This window comes from Micrococcus sp. EYE_212 (assembly GCF_023147585.1).
Lineage (GTDB): Bacteria > Actinomycetota > Actinomycetes > Actinomycetales > Micrococcaceae > Micrococcus.
In genome coordinates this window covers 100,290-114,672 of the sequence record NZ_JAHXOZ010000006.1, presented here as the reverse complement: position 1 = coordinate 114,672, position 14,383 = coordinate 100,290, and the positions used below count along the sequence as shown (strand labels likewise).

At 73.9% G+C, this 14,383-nt stretch carries 14 protein-coding genes; 8 read left to right on the top strand and 6 right to left on the bottom strand.

The window, feature by feature from the left end; translation table 11 throughout:
- Positions 1-44 precede the first annotated feature (44 nt).
- The 3 genes from KZX60_RS05785 to KZX60_RS05775 are packed head-to-tail and all read left to right on the top strand — an operon-like array spanning position 45 to position 2,498.
- Positions 45-866: an ABC transporter substrate-binding protein gene (locus KZX60_RS05785; RefSeq protein ID WP_248116352.1), complete on the top strand. Its 822-nt coding sequence runs from the start codon at positions 45-47 to the stop codon at positions 864-866.
- On the top strand, positions 863-1,693 hold the full coding sequence (locus tag KZX60_RS05780; protein WP_248116350.1) for an amino acid ABC transporter permease: 831 nt from the start codon (positions 863-865) through the stop codon (positions 1,691-1,693). Before KZX60_RS05785 ends, KZX60_RS05780 begins: the two co-directional genes overlap by 4 nt.
- Position 1,694: 1 nt before the next feature.
- Positions 1,695-2,498 carry an amino acid ABC transporter ATP-binding protein gene (locus KZX60_RS05775; protein WP_248116348.1) on the top strand — a complete coding sequence of 268 codons (804 nt, stop codon included), beginning with the start codon at positions 1,695-1,697 and terminating at the stop codon, positions 2,496-2,498.
- Between the two features lie 100 nt (positions 2,499-2,598).
- On the opposite strand, the gene KZX60_RS05770 is transcribed toward KZX60_RS05775, so the two are convergent.
- Complete coding sequence (locus KZX60_RS05770; protein WP_248116346.1) at positions 2,599-3,192, bottom strand: hypothetical protein; 594 nt, start codon at positions 3,190-3,192, stop codon at positions 2,599-2,601.
- A gap of 137 nt (positions 3,193-3,329) precedes the next feature.
- Between KZX60_RS05770 and KZX60_RS05765 the strand changes: the two genes are divergently transcribed.
- The 4 genes from KZX60_RS05765 to trmB all read left to right on the top strand — a co-directional run bounded on the left by KZX60_RS05765 (position 3,330) and on the right by trmB (position 8,073).
- Entirely contained in the window at positions 3,330-4,094 is a 765-nt protein-coding gene (locus KZX60_RS05765; protein WP_248116344.1) for a DedA family protein, read from the top strand.
- 5 nt (positions 4,095-4,099) lie between these two features.
- Complete coding sequence (locus tag KZX60_RS05760; RefSeq protein WP_248116342.1) at positions 4,100-5,533, top strand: hypothetical protein; 1,434 nt, start codon at positions 4,100-4,102, stop codon at positions 5,531-5,533.
- 124 nt (positions 5,534-5,657) lie between these two features.
- Complete coding sequence (locus tag KZX60_RS05755; protein ID WP_248116340.1) at positions 5,658-7,073, top strand: polysaccharide deacetylase family protein; 1,416 nt, start codon at positions 5,658-5,660, stop codon at positions 7,071-7,073.
- A 25-nt stretch (positions 7,074-7,098) separates the two neighbouring features.
- Positions 7,099-8,073, top strand: a complete 975-nt coding sequence (gene trmB, locus KZX60_RS05750) for a tRNA (guanosine(46)-N7)-methyltransferase TrmB (protein ID WP_248116338.1) — start codon at positions 7,099-7,101, stop codon at positions 8,071-8,073.
- Here the strand turns inward: trmB and KZX60_RS05745 are convergent.
- The 5 genes from KZX60_RS05745 to dnaK form a co-directional block, all read right to left on the bottom strand.
- Positions 8,058-9,080, bottom strand: a complete 1,023-nt coding sequence (locus tag KZX60_RS05745) for an alpha/beta hydrolase (RefSeq protein ID WP_248116336.1) — start codon at positions 9,078-9,080, stop codon at positions 8,058-8,060. The genes trmB and KZX60_RS05745 overlap by 16 nt on opposite strands.
- On the bottom strand, positions 9,059-9,649 hold the full coding sequence (locus tag KZX60_RS05740) for a MerR family transcriptional regulator (RefSeq protein ID WP_248116334.1): 591 nt from the start codon (positions 9,647-9,649) through the stop codon (positions 9,059-9,061). The genes KZX60_RS05745 and KZX60_RS05740 overlap by 22 nt, the downstream gene beginning before the upstream one ends.
- On the bottom strand, positions 9,646-10,626 hold the full coding sequence (locus KZX60_RS05735; protein ID WP_248116332.1) for a DnaJ C-terminal domain-containing protein: 981 nt from the start codon (positions 10,624-10,626) through the stop codon (positions 9,646-9,648). Before KZX60_RS05735 ends, KZX60_RS05740 begins: the two co-directional genes overlap by 4 nt.
- A gap of 53 nt (positions 10,627-10,679) precedes the next feature.
- On the bottom strand, positions 10,680-11,354 hold the full coding sequence (locus KZX60_RS05730) for a nucleotide exchange factor GrpE (protein ID WP_248116330.1): 675 nt from the start codon (positions 11,352-11,354) through the stop codon (positions 10,680-10,682).
- Between the two features lie 172 nt (positions 11,355-11,526).
- Positions 11,527-13,383, bottom strand: coding sequence for a molecular chaperone DnaK (dnaK, locus tag KZX60_RS05725; protein WP_248116328.1), 1,857 nt, complete (start codon positions 13,381-13,383; stop codon positions 11,527-11,529).
- 326 nt (positions 13,384-13,709) lie between these two features.
- Here dnaK and KZX60_RS05720 point away from each other — a divergent pair, with 326 nt between their 5' ends.
- Positions 13,710-14,369 (top strand): DNA starvation/stationary phase protection protein, encoded by a 660-nt coding sequence (locus KZX60_RS05720; protein ID WP_248116326.1) that lies wholly within the window; start codon positions 13,710-13,712, stop codon positions 14,367-14,369.
- Positions 14,370-14,383: the final 14 nt, after the last annotated feature.

The window sequence follows — 14,383 nt, the reverse complement described above, 5'->3', positions numbered from 1 at the left end:
TTCACACGGCCCGCACCCCACGGCCCGCCCCGGAAGGCTCCCCCATGCTCCGCACCCCATCCCGCGCGGTCGGCGCGCTGACGCTCGGCGTCGGCGCCCTGGCCCTCAGCGGCTGCGCCGTGATCGGCGGCGACGCCGGAACGGCCGGCGTCGTCTCCGACGCCGACCTGTCCTCCACGTACGGACTCGTCTCCCCGGGGACGCTCACGGTCTGCTCGGACATCCCCTACCCGCCGTTCGAGTTCGAGCAGGACGGCGAGCTCACCGGCTATGACATCGACCTCGTGGAGGCGGTCGCGGAGGAGCTCGGGCTCGGGCTGAACGTGATCGACTCCTCCTTCGAGGCCATCGAGTCGGGCGCCTCCCTCACCGGCTGCGACCTCAACGCCTCGTCGATCTCCATCACCGAGGCACGCCAGCGCGTCATGGCCTTCACCCTCCCCTACCTCGACGACGACCTCGTGCTGGTCGCAAAGAAGGGCTCTGGCATCACCAACATCGACTCCGCGAAGGGCCGCCGGATCGGCGTGCAGGCCGCGACCACCGGCGATGAGTACGCCCAGCAGAACGGCCTGAGCCCCGTGCAGTTCGAGGACGGCGGCATGCAGATCCAGGCCCTGCAGGCCGGCACCGTGGACGCCGCCCTGGGCAACCAGTCCGTGCTGCTCTACTCGCTCAAGGACGACGCGCGCTTCGAGGTGGTCGAGTCGCTGCCCACGGGTGAGCAGCTCGGCATGGCGGTCGGCCCGCATAAGGCGCAGCTGGGCTCCGCCGTGAACCGCGCGCTGCAGGGGCTGCGCAACGACGGCACCGTGGCCGAGCTCCAGGAGCGCTGGTTCGGTCAGGCACAGGAGGACTACCGATGAGCACGCAGGCCCCCGTCTCGCCCGCCCCGGCCATGAAGCCCGGTCGCGCGCGCCGCCGTCGTCGGCTGTCCCTGATCATCCAGGCGGCCGTCTTCGTCCTCGCCCTCGTCGTCCTGGCCGTCCTCATCGACTGGGGCGCGCTCGCCGAGAACGTCCTGAACTTCCCCGCCGTGGCCCCGATGTTCCCCAACGTGATCCTCGTGGGCCTGGGCAACACGCTGTTCTACACGGTCACCTCGTTCGTCGTCGGCCTCCTGGGCGGCATCGTGCTCGCGCTCATGCGCCTGAGCTCGTTCGCGCCGTACCGGTGGCTGGCCACCGCCTACGTCGAGTTCTTCCGCGGCGTCCCGGCGCTGCTCGTGTTCCTCGCCTTCGGCTACGGCGTGCCCTTCGCGTTCGGGGTGTCCTGGCCGATCCCCGTCGTCGTGATGGCGGCCCTGGGCATGGTCTCGGCCGCGTACATCGCCGAGACCCTGCGTGCCGGCCTGCAGGCCGTGCCCCGCGGCCAGATGGAGGCGGCCCGGTCCCTCGGCATGCCGGCGTGGCGGGCCATGGTCACCATCGTGATCCCCCAGGCCTTCCGCATCGTGCTGCCGCCGCTCACCAACGAGGTCATCCTCCTGACCAAGGACTCCTCGTTGGTCTACGTGCTCGGCCTGGCCGCGCACGAGTACGAGCTCACCAAGTTCGGCCGCGACGGCATCTCCGCGCTCGACGCCGGCATGACGCCGATCCTCGTGGCCGGCCTGTTCTACCTCGTGATCACCGTGCCGCTGTCCCTGCTGGCCCGTCGGTTCGAGACCCGTTCGACCAAGAAGGGGCACTGACATGGCCCAGCAGAACCCCATCACCGGATCCTTGGGCGCAGTGGCCTCCGCGGACGCCGCCGGCGTGCGCGTGGCCGGCCTCAACAAGTCCTTCGGCGCCAACCACGTGTTGCGCGGGATCGACCTCGAGGTGGGCCCGGGCGAGGTGGTGTGCCTCATCGGCCCCTCGGGCTCGGGCAAGTCCACCCTGCTGCGCTGCGTCAACCTGCTCGAGACACCGGACTCGGGCACGGTGACGGTCGGCGAGTTCGACGTCACGGACCCGGACGTGGACCTGGACGTCCTGCGCCGCCATGTGGGCATGGTGTTCCAGCAGTTCAACCTCTTCCCCCACCTCTCCGTGCTGGAGAACTGCACCGTGGCCCAGGTCAAGGTCCTCAAGCGGAACAGGGCCGAGGCCGAGGCCGTGGCGCGCCGCCAGCTCGCGCGCGTGGGCCTGGCGGAGCTCGAGGCCCGCTACCCGGACCAGCTCTCCGGCGGCCAGCAGCAGCGCGTGGCGATCGCCCGGGCCCTGGCCATGGACCCGCAGCTCATGCTCTTCGACGAGCCCACCTCCGCGCTGGACCCGGAGACCGTGGGCGAGGTCCTGGCGATCATGCGCCAGCTCGCCCGCGAGGGCATGACCATGCTCGTGGTGACCCATGAGATGGGCTTCGCCCGCGAGGTCGCGGACCGGGTGGTGTTCATGGACGGCGGCGTCGTGGTGGAGTCCGGGCCCGCCTCCGCCGTGATCGCCGACCCGCAGCAGCCGCGCACCCAGGACTTCCTGCGTCGCGTGCTGCACCCCACCGAGATCGACCTCTGACGATGAGGGGCCGCTGAGGCACCGGGCACGGCGACGAGGGCCCCGGGCCCGGACCAGACGGTCCGGGCCCGGGGCCCTCGTTCTCGGCGTGCGGGAAGGATCAGGCCTTCTTGCGCAGCTTCTTCAGCTCCTCGCGGGCGTCGCGCAGCGCGGCGGTCTGCTCGTCGCGCGCGGCGAAGATGGCGGCCACCTTCTCGTCCTTGGCCTCGCGGATGGCCTGGACCTTGGCGTCACGGGCGGACTCGATGCGCGTCGCCCGCTTCTTGGCGGCCTTGCGGCGCTTGCCGGGGCGGTTGGCCACGGAGTCCGACATGATGGCGAGGCCGGAGCCCACCAGGAACACGTCCTTGGCCACGGAGGTGCCCTCCTGCGAGGGGCGGACGCCGTCGTCCTCGGTCATCTCCGGGGTGTTCAGGTACATGGACATCAGGCCGCCGGAGAAGGCGGTCAGCGCGGCGCCGGCGAGCCAGCCCGGGACGAGGGGCAGCAGCAGCGCGCCGCCCACGCCGACCTCGGAGGCCACGATGAAGTTCTTGAACTGGGCCGGGGAGAGCTGGGCCAGCGCGGGCACGCCCTTGGCGCCCATGTCACGGATGTAGGCGGCCTGCTCGTCGGAGAGCTGGCGCTTGCCGAGGCCGGAGTTGAGGATGAACGCGCCGGAGGCCAGGCGCAGCGGAATCTGGACGATGCTCATGGAGTCTTCCTTCCAGTGGGGCCCGCGGCACAGGGATGGGAATGTGGCGCGAACAGTCGAATAGAGCGGTCAGCACGCTCACCCTACCAACCCCTCCCCCCGCCGTCCGGGTCCCCTCTCCCCGCCGATGGGGGAGAATGTCTCCCATGCTCTCCTCCCTCACCCCCGCGCTCCTGGCCGTCGCCCCCGCCGAGGGGGCCGTGGACTACGGATGGCTCGGCAACGTCGTGGTCGGCATCATGGAGGCCATCGGCCCGGTCGGCGTGGGCGTGGCCGTGCTGGCGGAGAACATCTTCCCGCCCATCCCCTCCGAGGTGATCCTGCCCCTGGCCGGCTTCACCGCCGCCGGAGGCGCCTTCAGCCCGCACGCCGCCCTCCTGTGGGCCACCCTCGGCTCCGTCGTCGGCGCGCTCGCCCTCTACGGGATCGGCGCGTGGCTCGGACGACGCCGCCTGTACCGGATCGCGAACTGGATGCCCCTGGTGGACATCGAGGACGTCGAGCGCACCGAGCGCTGGTTCGGCCGGTTCGGGTACTGGTCCGTGTTCCTCGGCCGCATGATCCCCGTGTTCCGCTCGCTCATCTCCATCCCGGCGGGCATCGAGCGCATGCACCTCGGCCTCTTCACCCTCTACACGGCCCTGGGCTCGCTGCTCTGGAACGCCCTGTTCATCTACGGGGGCTACGTCCTGGGCGCCCAGTACCACGTGATCTCCGACTACGCGGACCTGTTCTCCACCGTGGTGATGGCGCTCATCGTCCTCGCCCTGGTGGTCTGGGTCCTGCTGCGCGTGCGGCGCGACCTGCGCCGCCGCCGCGATCCGAACTTCCGGGCCCCGAGCCCGGACGAGGCCGCCGCCCGCATGGACGCCGCCCTCAGCTCCACCGACCACCGGAAGTGATCTGCATGACCCACTCCACTCCCCGCCTCGCCGCCCGACGCCGGGCCGGCCTCGGCCTCGCCGCCGCGGCCCTGCTCGCCCTCACCGCATGCGGCGGGAACGACCCCTACGGGGCTCCCGCCCCCACCGCCGCGAGCGCCTCCGAGCTGCCGCCCATGGACATGGCGCCCTTCACGCTGGACATCCCGGACCTGGACCTCGCGCTCGTGCCCGGCGCCTCCATGTCCGCGATCGAGGGGCAGAGCCCCGAGTTCCACGGCGCCTGGCTCGAGGTGCCCGGCGCCCGTTCCTGGACCGACGCCATGGCCGCAGACGTGCGCGCCCAGGTCGAGGCCTATCAGCGGGACACGGACCTCTCCGCCGACCCCTCCCTCGAGGTGCAGCCGCGCCTCGCGGTGGCGGGGCAGGACATCGCCGCCGTCCGCCTGCTCTCCACCGAGAAGCGCGGGACGGAGTCCGTGTCCTCCTCCCAGGCCAGCTGGTACTCCGCCCGCGAGGACCGCGTGCTGGCCACGTCGGACCTCTTCACGGCCGAGGGCTGGACCGCGTTCCGCGCCGAGGTGCGCGACCGCATGGCGAACGACCCGGACATCGTGCAGGAGCGGCTGACCTCCGCCGTCGAGGCCCCGGACCAGGCCGAGAACCGCCGCATCTGGGACGCGGTGGTGCTCCTGCCGGACGGCAGCGCCCTCCTCGAGGTCGACCAGGCGGCGCTCGCACCCGCCGCGGCAGGCGTGCTCACCGCCCGCATCCCCTCCGAGACGGTGCGGCCCTGGCTCTCCGAGCTGGGCCGCACGGCCCAGGACGCGGCTCGGACGCCCGCCGCCGTCCGCCTCCCGCAGGCCTCGTCCTCCCCGGCGGGCTCCTCGGAGGCGCCCTCCACCACGGCCGTGCCCGTGCCCCCGCCGCTTCCCGCCACGAGCGAGGCCCCCCGGCCGCCGGCGGAGACCTCGAGCGACCCCACGGAGACCGCGCCGACCCGGCCGGACCCCACCCCCGCGGACACCGACGAGCCGACCTCGGCGGCCCCTGCCCCCGACCCGTCGTCCACAGGAACACCCGGCACCGGCGCCACGAGCACGACGCCGAGCGGCTCCTCTGCGCCGACGACGCAGCCGGGCAGCTCCCCCGCGCCGAGCAGCGACGTGCCCTCGTCGCCCTCCGGCCCCACGCGCCCGACGTCGGCGCCCACACCGGGCACCACGAGCGCACCCGGCACCCCCGAGCCCTCGACGTCGAGCTCCTCGACGCCGTCGGACGCGCCCACGGACGCGCCGACGTCGGATCCCGGCACCCCCGAGCCGTCCGACTCCACGCTGCCGCCGGAGCCCACCTCCGACGTGACGCCGCTGCCCGAGCCGAGCGCGTCCGACGCGCCCGCGGACTCCGCCGCCCCGGCGACCGCCGAGACGTCGCCCACGATCGTGTCCACATCGTGACGTGAGGGAGGCCGGAGGCATCGCCCCCGGCCTGGCAGGATGGAGAGGTCGGCCGGGAGGCCGACCTCCCCTCGCGCTGAGCCCCGTCCTCGCGCGCTGATCCTCGAAGAGTGTGAGCCCGCCCATGACCTCGACGTCCCGCCCGCGCCTCTGCGCCGCCCTCCTCGCACTGACCCTGGCCCTCGGGGCGTGCGGCGGCCCCGACGGAGGCGACGCACCCGCTCCCCAGGCCGCCGCGGACTCCGCGGCCGCCACGAGCCCTGCGACCGACACCCCGAGCCCGGAGTCCGCGTCGTCGTCCCCGTCCGCGTCAGGCGGCAGCACGTCCTCCGCGATGACCAGCAGCGCACCGTCCACGTCCGCCGCCGCCCCTCAGTCGGACGACACCGGCGCGGGCCAGGAGTCGACGTCGGCCGCGACGCATGCCGAGGAGGCCGAGGACGCACGCGGTGCCGCCGAGTCCTCCTCCGCCGGGTCGGCCGAGGGCCAGGACGAGCGCGGCTCCTCCGCCGAGGGACGGCAGGACGCCTCCGCACCCGCCTCGTCGGCGTCGCCGACGCGCCCCGGTGCGGACGCCCGCACCCAGGACCGCCCGGCACCCGTCGTCGCGCAGGACCGCGTGGTCCCCGCCGCACAGGACCTCGGCGGTCCGAAGCCCGGCGTCGCTCCCGAGGACACGCCGGTCGCCGTGGCCACCCCGAAGCCCGTGATCCCCGTCGAGCGGATCGCACCGCAGGACGTGCGCCCCGCGCCCGTGCAGCAGCCCGCCTCCCCTCGCCCGGCCGCGCCGAGCGCGTCCGCCGGCACGAGTGCGACCGCCCCCGGCTCCTCGGCGCCGAGCGCCTCGGCCCCTGCGAGCTCCACCTCGGCGGCGCCGCAGCCCTCCACGGCCCCGGCGCCCGCCGGCCCCGTGCGCCAGGCCCCGGTGGACTGCGCGGTCACCCGGTGCATCGCCCTCACCTTCGACGACGGCCCGGGCCGGCACACCGGCCGCCTCCTGGACGTCCTCTCCGCCGAGCAGGTCCCGGCCACCTTCTACGTGGTGGGGCAGAGCGCGAAGCTCAACCCCGCGATGATCGCCCGCATGGCGGCGGAGGGCCACCAGGTGGGCAACCACAGCTACACCCACCCCAACCTCACGACGCTGACGGCCGGGCAGGTGCGCCAGGAGATCGCGGCCACGGACGCCGCCGTCCGCGCGGCCGGCGTCAGCCCGAGCACCGTGCGCGCCCCCTACGGGGCGCTGAACGAGTCGGTGCTGGCCACCCTCGGCGGGCTGCCCCGCGCGGGATCGGTCACCTGGAGCGTGGACACCCGGGACTGGGAGCACCGCAGCCCCGCACAGACCCTCGCCGCCGTGAAGGCGGGGGCCCGCCCGGGCGGGATCGTGCTGATGCATGACATCCACTCCACCACCGTGGACGCCGTCCCCGCCGTCATCGCGCACCTGCGCTCGGAGGGCTACACGTTCGTGACCGTGGACCGCATCACGGGGGGCGTGGCCGCCGGTCACACGACGGGCTCCGGCCTGCACCCCTGAGCGCCGCCGTGGGAGGATCGTGCGGATGACTGAGCACACCGCCCCCGACGCCGCCCCCGCCCCGTCCGCCGACGCGGCCCACCCGCACGACCACAACACCGCGAAGGACCCCGCGCTGCACCGCACGGAGCCGGTCTCCTTCGTCCGCCGCGGCGCCCGCCTCACCTCCGGCAAGCAGGCCGTGTGGGACCGCCTCGCGGACACCGTGCTCGTGGACGTCCCCCGCCACCGGGCGGCCACCTCCGTGTCCCCGGACGCCCACCTGGACTGGGGGGCCGTGTTCGGGCGGGAGGCCCCGCTGCTCGTGGACGTCGGCTCGGGCCTGGGCGAGTCCACCGCCCAGGGCGCGGCGGACCGGCCGGACTGGAACGTGCTCTCGGTGGAGGTGTACGTGCCGGGGCTCGCGGCGCTCATGGCGCAGGTGGAGCACCGCGGGCTCACCAACGTGCGGGCCGTGGAGGCCAACGCCCCCGAGCTGCTGGACCAGCTGCTCGAGCCCGGCTCCGTGGGGGAGGTGTGGGTGTTCTTCCCGGACCCGTGGCACAAGAAGCGCCACCACAAGCGCCGCCTCGTCTCCCCCGCCTTCGCGGACCGCGTGGCCCGCGTGCTCGCCCCCGGCGGCGTGCTGCGCCTGGCCACCGACTGGTCCGGGTACGCCGTGCAGATGCGCGAGGTCCTGGAGGCCCACCCCGAGTTCGAGAACCTCTTCCCGGGCCGCGCGTCCGGGGAGGACTCCCCGCTGACCCGCGTGCGCCGCGAGGGCCGCGAGCTCGAGGTGGGCGCGCAGCCGCTGCCCGCCGGATGGGAGGACGCGGCCGCCGAGGAGCGCCCCCTGCGCGCGGGACTCGGGGAGGCCGTGGCCGCGAGCGAGGCGGAGGACCCGGTGGACCACGAGGGCGGGTGGGCTCCGCGGTTCGAGGGCCGCCCCGTCACGAGCTTCGAGGCCAAGTCCCAGCGCGCCGGCCGGCTCGTCTTCGACCTCGCCTACCGGAGGCGCTGAAGGCCGAGCGGCTGGCCCGCGGTGACGCGGGCGGCGGCCGCGAGCGTCACGGAGCCCGGATCGCGGTAGCCCCGCGGCGCGTCGTCGCCGGCCGCGGGCGTCCAGCGCGAGGTGTCGTGGCCGCGCACGGCGGCCCCGTCCATCCCCGGGACGGGGTCCACGGGCAGGGCGACGGCGCCGGGCCAGGCCTGCCGCAGCCCGCCGAGCCGGCCGAGGACGGAGAGCACGTCTCCGGGCGCGCGGGCCTCGAACACCCGGCCGGTGGCCGCGCCGAGCGCACGGGCTCCCGAGAGGAGGGCGAGCGGCAGGCCCACCGCCCCGGACACCACCAGGGTCTCGACGGGGCGCTCCGCGCTGTGGGGCGTGGGATCGGTGGCCGCGGAGTCGGCCGGAAGGAGCCCCCGCTCGTCGAGCTCTCGCAGGGCGTGCCCCGCCACGAGGGAGCCGTACGAGTGGGCGTCCACGGCCCCGTGCACCGCGGTGCCGCGGGCGCGCAGCCCCGACGCGTGCAGGTGTGCCCACCACGCGGCGAGGTCGTCGGCGAGCTGCCGGCCGGCCTCCCGCGCGGGGCGGTCGAGGACCACGCGCCACGGCGCGGGTGCGGGGTAGCGCAGCCACGCGACGACGACGGGGCGGGGCGCCCCCGCCGCGTGCTGGGCCGCGGCCAGCTGAGCGGCCTCGTGCGCCGCGCCCCACAGGGCGGTGTCCGGGCGGATGCCCATGCCGGAGACCATCCAGGTCAGATGGGTGGCGGTGGCGGGGTCTCCGGCGCACACGGCCGCGGTCGGCCCACCGCGGCCCTCGAGGTCGTGGGCCAGCAGCTCTCGCGCCGGCAGGGCACGGTCCATGGAGTCCGGGGCGAGCGCGTGGGCGAGGCCCTCCAGCGCGGCGCGGCTCCGCGGGTCGAGCCGGTCCTTCCGGCCCAGGTCCTCCCGCAGCCGTTCCCGGCGGGCGGCGCGCTGCGGGGCCGTGAACGCCAGCGGCGTCAGCACTGCGGCGGGTTCCACGCGAGGATCCGGCGGGAACGGGCGGTGCCCGCGGGCAGGGCGCGCACGGCCGCACCGCGCCGCGCGGCGCCGGACGGGGTGCCCGGCTCCGCGGCTCCGGACGCGGGGGCGACGCCGTCCGGGCGGCCGGCGCCCGAGCGGCGGTCGGCGTAGCGCGCCGAGACGTCACCGGCGGCACCCACCGTGAACACGCGGGCCAGCCGCGAGACCTGGTGCAGTCGGTCCACCTGGGAGGCGAGCTCCACCACGGTGTCCTGCAGCTGCTCCACCTCGCGCTGCAGGGCGACGATCCGGCGGATCCCCTCGAGGGAGACGCCCTCGCGGCTCAGCGCCTGGATGGTCTGGAGGCGCTCGACGTCGGCGCGGGAGTAGCGGCGCTGCCGCCCGCCCTGGCGCTGGGGCACCACGAGGCCGAGGCGGTCGTACTGGCGCAGGGTCTGCGGGTGCATGTCCGTCATCGCCGCGGCGGTGGAGATGACGAACACGGGCGCGGTCCACTCGCCGCCGCGCTCCCGCGCGCCGCGGGCGGCCCGGTCGGCAGCCTCGGAGCGCCGGGGCCCGGCGCTCACCAGTCGGCCCTCCGGGCCAGCTCCCGCCTCGGATCGTCGCCGGCGGTGGCGGCAGCGAGGGCCTCGACGGCGGCGCGCGCCTCGTCGGTGAGCTCGGTGGGCACGGCCACCTGCAGCTCGACCAGGAGGTCCCCGGCGCCCTTCGAGGTCTCGACGCCGCGGCCCTTGAGGCGCAGGGTCCTGCCCGAGGCGGAGCCCGCCGGGACCTTGACCTTCACGGTCCTCTCGAGGGTGGGCACCTCGATGGTCGCGCCGAGCGCGGCCTCGGGGAAGGTGACGGGCACGGTGATGCGGAGGGTGTCGCCGTCGCGGTGGAAGAACTCGTGCTCGCGCACCTTCACGGTGACGATCAGGTCGCCGCGGCCCGCCGCGCCCGGCGAGCCCTTGCCGCGGGCACGGACCTTCTGGCCGTCCCGGATGCCCTTGGGCACCTTGACGTCCACGACCTCCCCGTCGGCCGCCCGCAGGGAGACCGTCGTGCCCTCGATCGAGCCCCGGAAGGAGATGGTGGTGGTGGCGGTGCGGTCCGCACCCTTGGCGGGCCGCTGCTGGCCGAAGCCGCCGCCGGCCGGCCCGAAGCCCGGCTGGCCGCCGAACCCGCCGAACATGTCTCCGAAGAGGTCGTTCAGGTCCGGGCCCGCCTGAGCGCCGCGGGGTCCGGCGCCGCCGCCGAACATCCCGCCGAAGACGTCCTCGAAGCCCCCGCCGGCCCCGCCGCCGGGGGCGGTGAAGCGGGCGCCGCCGCCCATCGCGCGGACGGCGTCGTACTCCTGGCGCTCCTTGGGGTCGCTGAGCACCGCGTAGGCCTCGGAGATCTCCTTGAACTTCTTCTCCGCGGCCTCATCGCCGGGGTTCTGGTCCGGGTGATGCGTGCGGGCCAGCTTGCGGTAGGCCTTCTTGACGTCGGCCTCGGAGGCGTCCTTGGACACCCCGAGGGACGCGTAGAAGTCCTTGTCCATCCAATCCTGCGAGGCCATGGCGCCTCCCTTCGTTCGTCGTGGTGCGGTGATCGGTGCGGTTCAGCCGTGGCTCACTCGTCCCCGGCGGACACCATCACCTGGGCGGCGCGCAGCACGCGGCCGTCCCGGACGTAGCCGTTGCGGAACACCTGCACCACGTGGTCGGCGGGGATCTCGGGGTGCGGCTGGCGCATGACGGCCTCGTGGAGCGCGGGGTCGAACTCGACGCCCGCCAGCTCCTCCTGGTCGTGGCGCTGCACGCCGAGGCCCGCGAGAGCGGAGTCGAGCTTCTCGGCGATCTTGGCGAAGGGGCCCTCGGCCAGGTCGCCGGCGGACCGCGCCGCGTCGAGGTCGTCCAGCACGGGGATCAGCGCCAGAACGGCCTTCAGGACGCCCTGGTCCTTCGCGAGGTCGCGGTCGCGGTCCACGCGGCGCTTGTAGTTCACGTACTCGGCCTGCAGGCGGCGCAGGTCCGTCTCCAGCTCGGCCTCGCGGGAGGACCCGGACGGCGCCGCGCCGGCCTCGGCTCCGGCATCGTCGAGGATGCGCGCGGCCTGGGCCAAGGCGTCGCCCTCGTCCTGGGCCGGCGCGTCCTGCGGCTCGGCGTCGGGGGCGGCCTCGCCGCGCGGGCGGCCGGTCTCCGGGTCGATCCGGCGTCGATCCTGGAACGTGAAGGCCTGCTCCTCGAAGCCCTGCTCGCCCGGGGTCCGGTCGTCGTCCGGGCGGTCGGCGGTGTTCTCGCTCATGGTGGGTCCTTTCGCTGCGTCGGCGCGCCGTGCGCGCCGGAAGTCTGGGGTGAGAGGCCGGTGGGCCGGTCACGGACGTGCGATCGCCGTGACCGGCCCACCGGTGCTGTCGCGGGCCCCGTCGGGCCGGCGGGCCGCAGGGCTCGCCGGCGCCGACGACGGCGCGGGTGCGTCAGTTCTTCTTCTCGTCGTCCTCGTCGACGACCTCGGCGTCGACGATGTCCTCGTCCTCGGCCTGGGGGGCCTCGGCGCCGGCGTCGGCCTGCTGCTCGGAGCCCTGCTGGGCGTAGAGCGCCTCGCCGATCTTCACCTGGGAGGCCTGGAGCTTCTCGAACGCGGCCTTGACCTCGTCGTCGTTGTCCTGCTTCTCCAGGGCGGCCTTGAGGGCGTCGACGTCGGCCTGGACCTCGGTCTTGACGTCCTCGGGCAGCTTGTCCGTGTTGTCGGCCAGGAGCTTGTCCACGGAGTACGCGGACTGCTCGGCCTGGTTGCGGCGCTCGGCGGCCTCGCGGCGCTTCTTGTCGTCGTCCGCGTGGGCCTCGGCGTCCTTGACCATGCGGTCGATGTCCTCCTTGGACAGCGAGGAGCCGCCCGTGATGGTCATCGACTGCTCGGTGCCGGTGCCCTTGTCCTTCGCGGAGACGTGCACGATGCCGTTCGCGTCGATGTCGAAGGTGACCTCGATCTGGGGCATGCCGCGGGGGGCCGGGGCGATGCCGGTCAGCTCGAAGGTGCCCAGGGCCTTGTTGTCCCGGGTGAACTCGCGCTCGCCCTGGAAGACCTGGATGGACACGGAGGGCTGGTTGTCCTCGGCCGTGGTGAAGGTCTCCGAGCGCTTCGTGGGGATGGCCGTGTTGCGCTCGATGAGCTTGGCCATCACGCCGCCCTTGGTCTCGATGCCCAGCGAGAGGGGGGTCACGTCGATCAGGAGGACGTCCTTGCGCTCGCCGGCGAGCACGCCGGCCTGCACGGAGGCGCCGATCGCGACGACCTCGTCCGGGTTCACGCTCTTGTTCGGCTCCTTGCCGCCCGTGAGCTCCTTCACGAGCTCGGAGACGGCCGGCATGCGGGTGGAGCCGCCCACGAGGACCACGTGGTCAATGTCGGACACCTTGACGCCGGCCTCCTTGATCACGTCGTTGAAGGGCTTGCGGGTGCGCTCGAGCAGGTCCTTGGTGAGGTCCTGGAACTTGGCGCGGGAGAGGTGCTCGTCCAGGTGCACCGGGCCCTCGGGGGTCACGGAGAGGTACTGGAGCGAGATGTTGGTGGAGGTGGCCGAGGAGAGCTCCTTCTTGGCCTGCTCCGCCGCCTCCTTCAGGCGCTGCAGGGCGATCTTGTCCTTGGACAGGTCCGCGCCCTTGGACTTGGCCTGCTGGAGCAGCCAGTCCACGATCCGCTGGTCCCAGTCGTCGCCGCCGAGGCGGTTGTCGCCCGAGGTGGCGCGCACCTGGATGGTGGCGAAGTCGTCCTCGTCCTTGGCGACCTCGAGCAGGGACACGTCGAAGGTGCCGCCGCCCAGGTCGAAGACGAGGATGAGCTCGTCCTCCTTGCCCTTCTCGAGGCCGTAGGCCAGGGCCGCCGCGGTGGGCTCGTTGATGATGCGCTTGACGTTCAGGCCCGCGATCTCGCCGGCCTCCTTGGTGGCCTGGCGCTCGGCGTCGTTGAAGTACGCCGGGACGGTGATCACCGCGTCGGTGACCTTCTCGCCCAGGTACTCCTCGGCGTCGTGCTTGAGCTTCATCAGCGTGCGGGCCGAGATCTCCTGCGGGGTGTACTTCTTGCCGTCCACCTCGGTGGTCCAGTCGGTGCCCATGTGGCGCTTGACGGACGCGTAGGTGCGCTCGGGGTTGTTGACGGCCTGGCGCTTGGCGACCTCGCCGACCAGGACGTCGCCGCCCTTGGAGAACGCGACGACGGAGGGGGTGGTGCGGGCGCCCTCGGCGTTCGCGATGACGACGGGGTCGCCGCCCTCGAGGACGGCGACGACGGAGTTGGTGGTGCCCAGATCGATTCCGACTGCACGGGACATGGGGTGGTCCTTTCCTGTCTGCGAATGAGGCGGCCGCGTCGCCCTGGGCCGGACCCGGGGGTCCGAACCGGCCGACGTGAGCCTTCCTGACTCAGGTTGCCACCGTCGGCGACGGCGTGTCAAGGGACGTGAGTCATCCTCACTCATGTTTTGCGGATGTCCGGTTCAACGCGCTCCACGAAGGATTCATTCCCGGGGAGGTCGGACGGGGCTCCTCGCCCTGCCGCGGGCGATCAGGGCTGGCGCCGCCCCCGCGCGGAGTGGTTGATTCAGGCGACGATGCGGCGCCCTCCGGCGCCGCCCGATCGAGACGAAGGAGCACCATCGTGGCCAACGCCAAGAAGAACGACGACGCCGCCTACACCGTTCCCGGCCTGCGCGTGGAGGACGGCCACCGCGTGGCCGAGGTCCTGCAGGGCCGGCTGCACGCCCTCAACGACCTCCAGCTCACCCTGAAGCACGCGCACTGGAACGTGGTGGGCCCGGGCTTCATCGGCGTCCACGAGATGCTCGACCCGCAGATCGAGAAGGTCCGCGCCATGGTGGACGTCGTCGCCGAGCGCATCGCGACCCTGGGCGTCTCCCCCGCCGGCACCCCCGGCGTCCTCGTGGCGGACCGCACGTGGGACGACTACTCGCTGGGCCGCGCGAGCACCCTCGAGCACCTGGCCGCGCTCGACCTGGTGTACGACGGCGTCGTGACGGACCACCGCGCCGCGATCGACGCCACCGAGGACCTCGACCCGGTCACGCAGGACATCCTCATCGACCAGGTGGCCCAGCTCGAGCTGTTCCAGTGGTTCATGCGCTCCTTCCTGACCACGGACGACGGCCGCCTGAGCAGCGCGGGTGCGGCCACGGAGGCCGCCGCCGCGGGCCGGGTGAAGGACGACCAGGCCGCGCCCGCCCCGCAGGGCGCGCGCACGAAGAAGTCGGGTGCCAAGAAGGCCACGGCCTCGAACGCGAAGAAGTCCAAGAAGAAGTGACCGCGCGCCCCTGA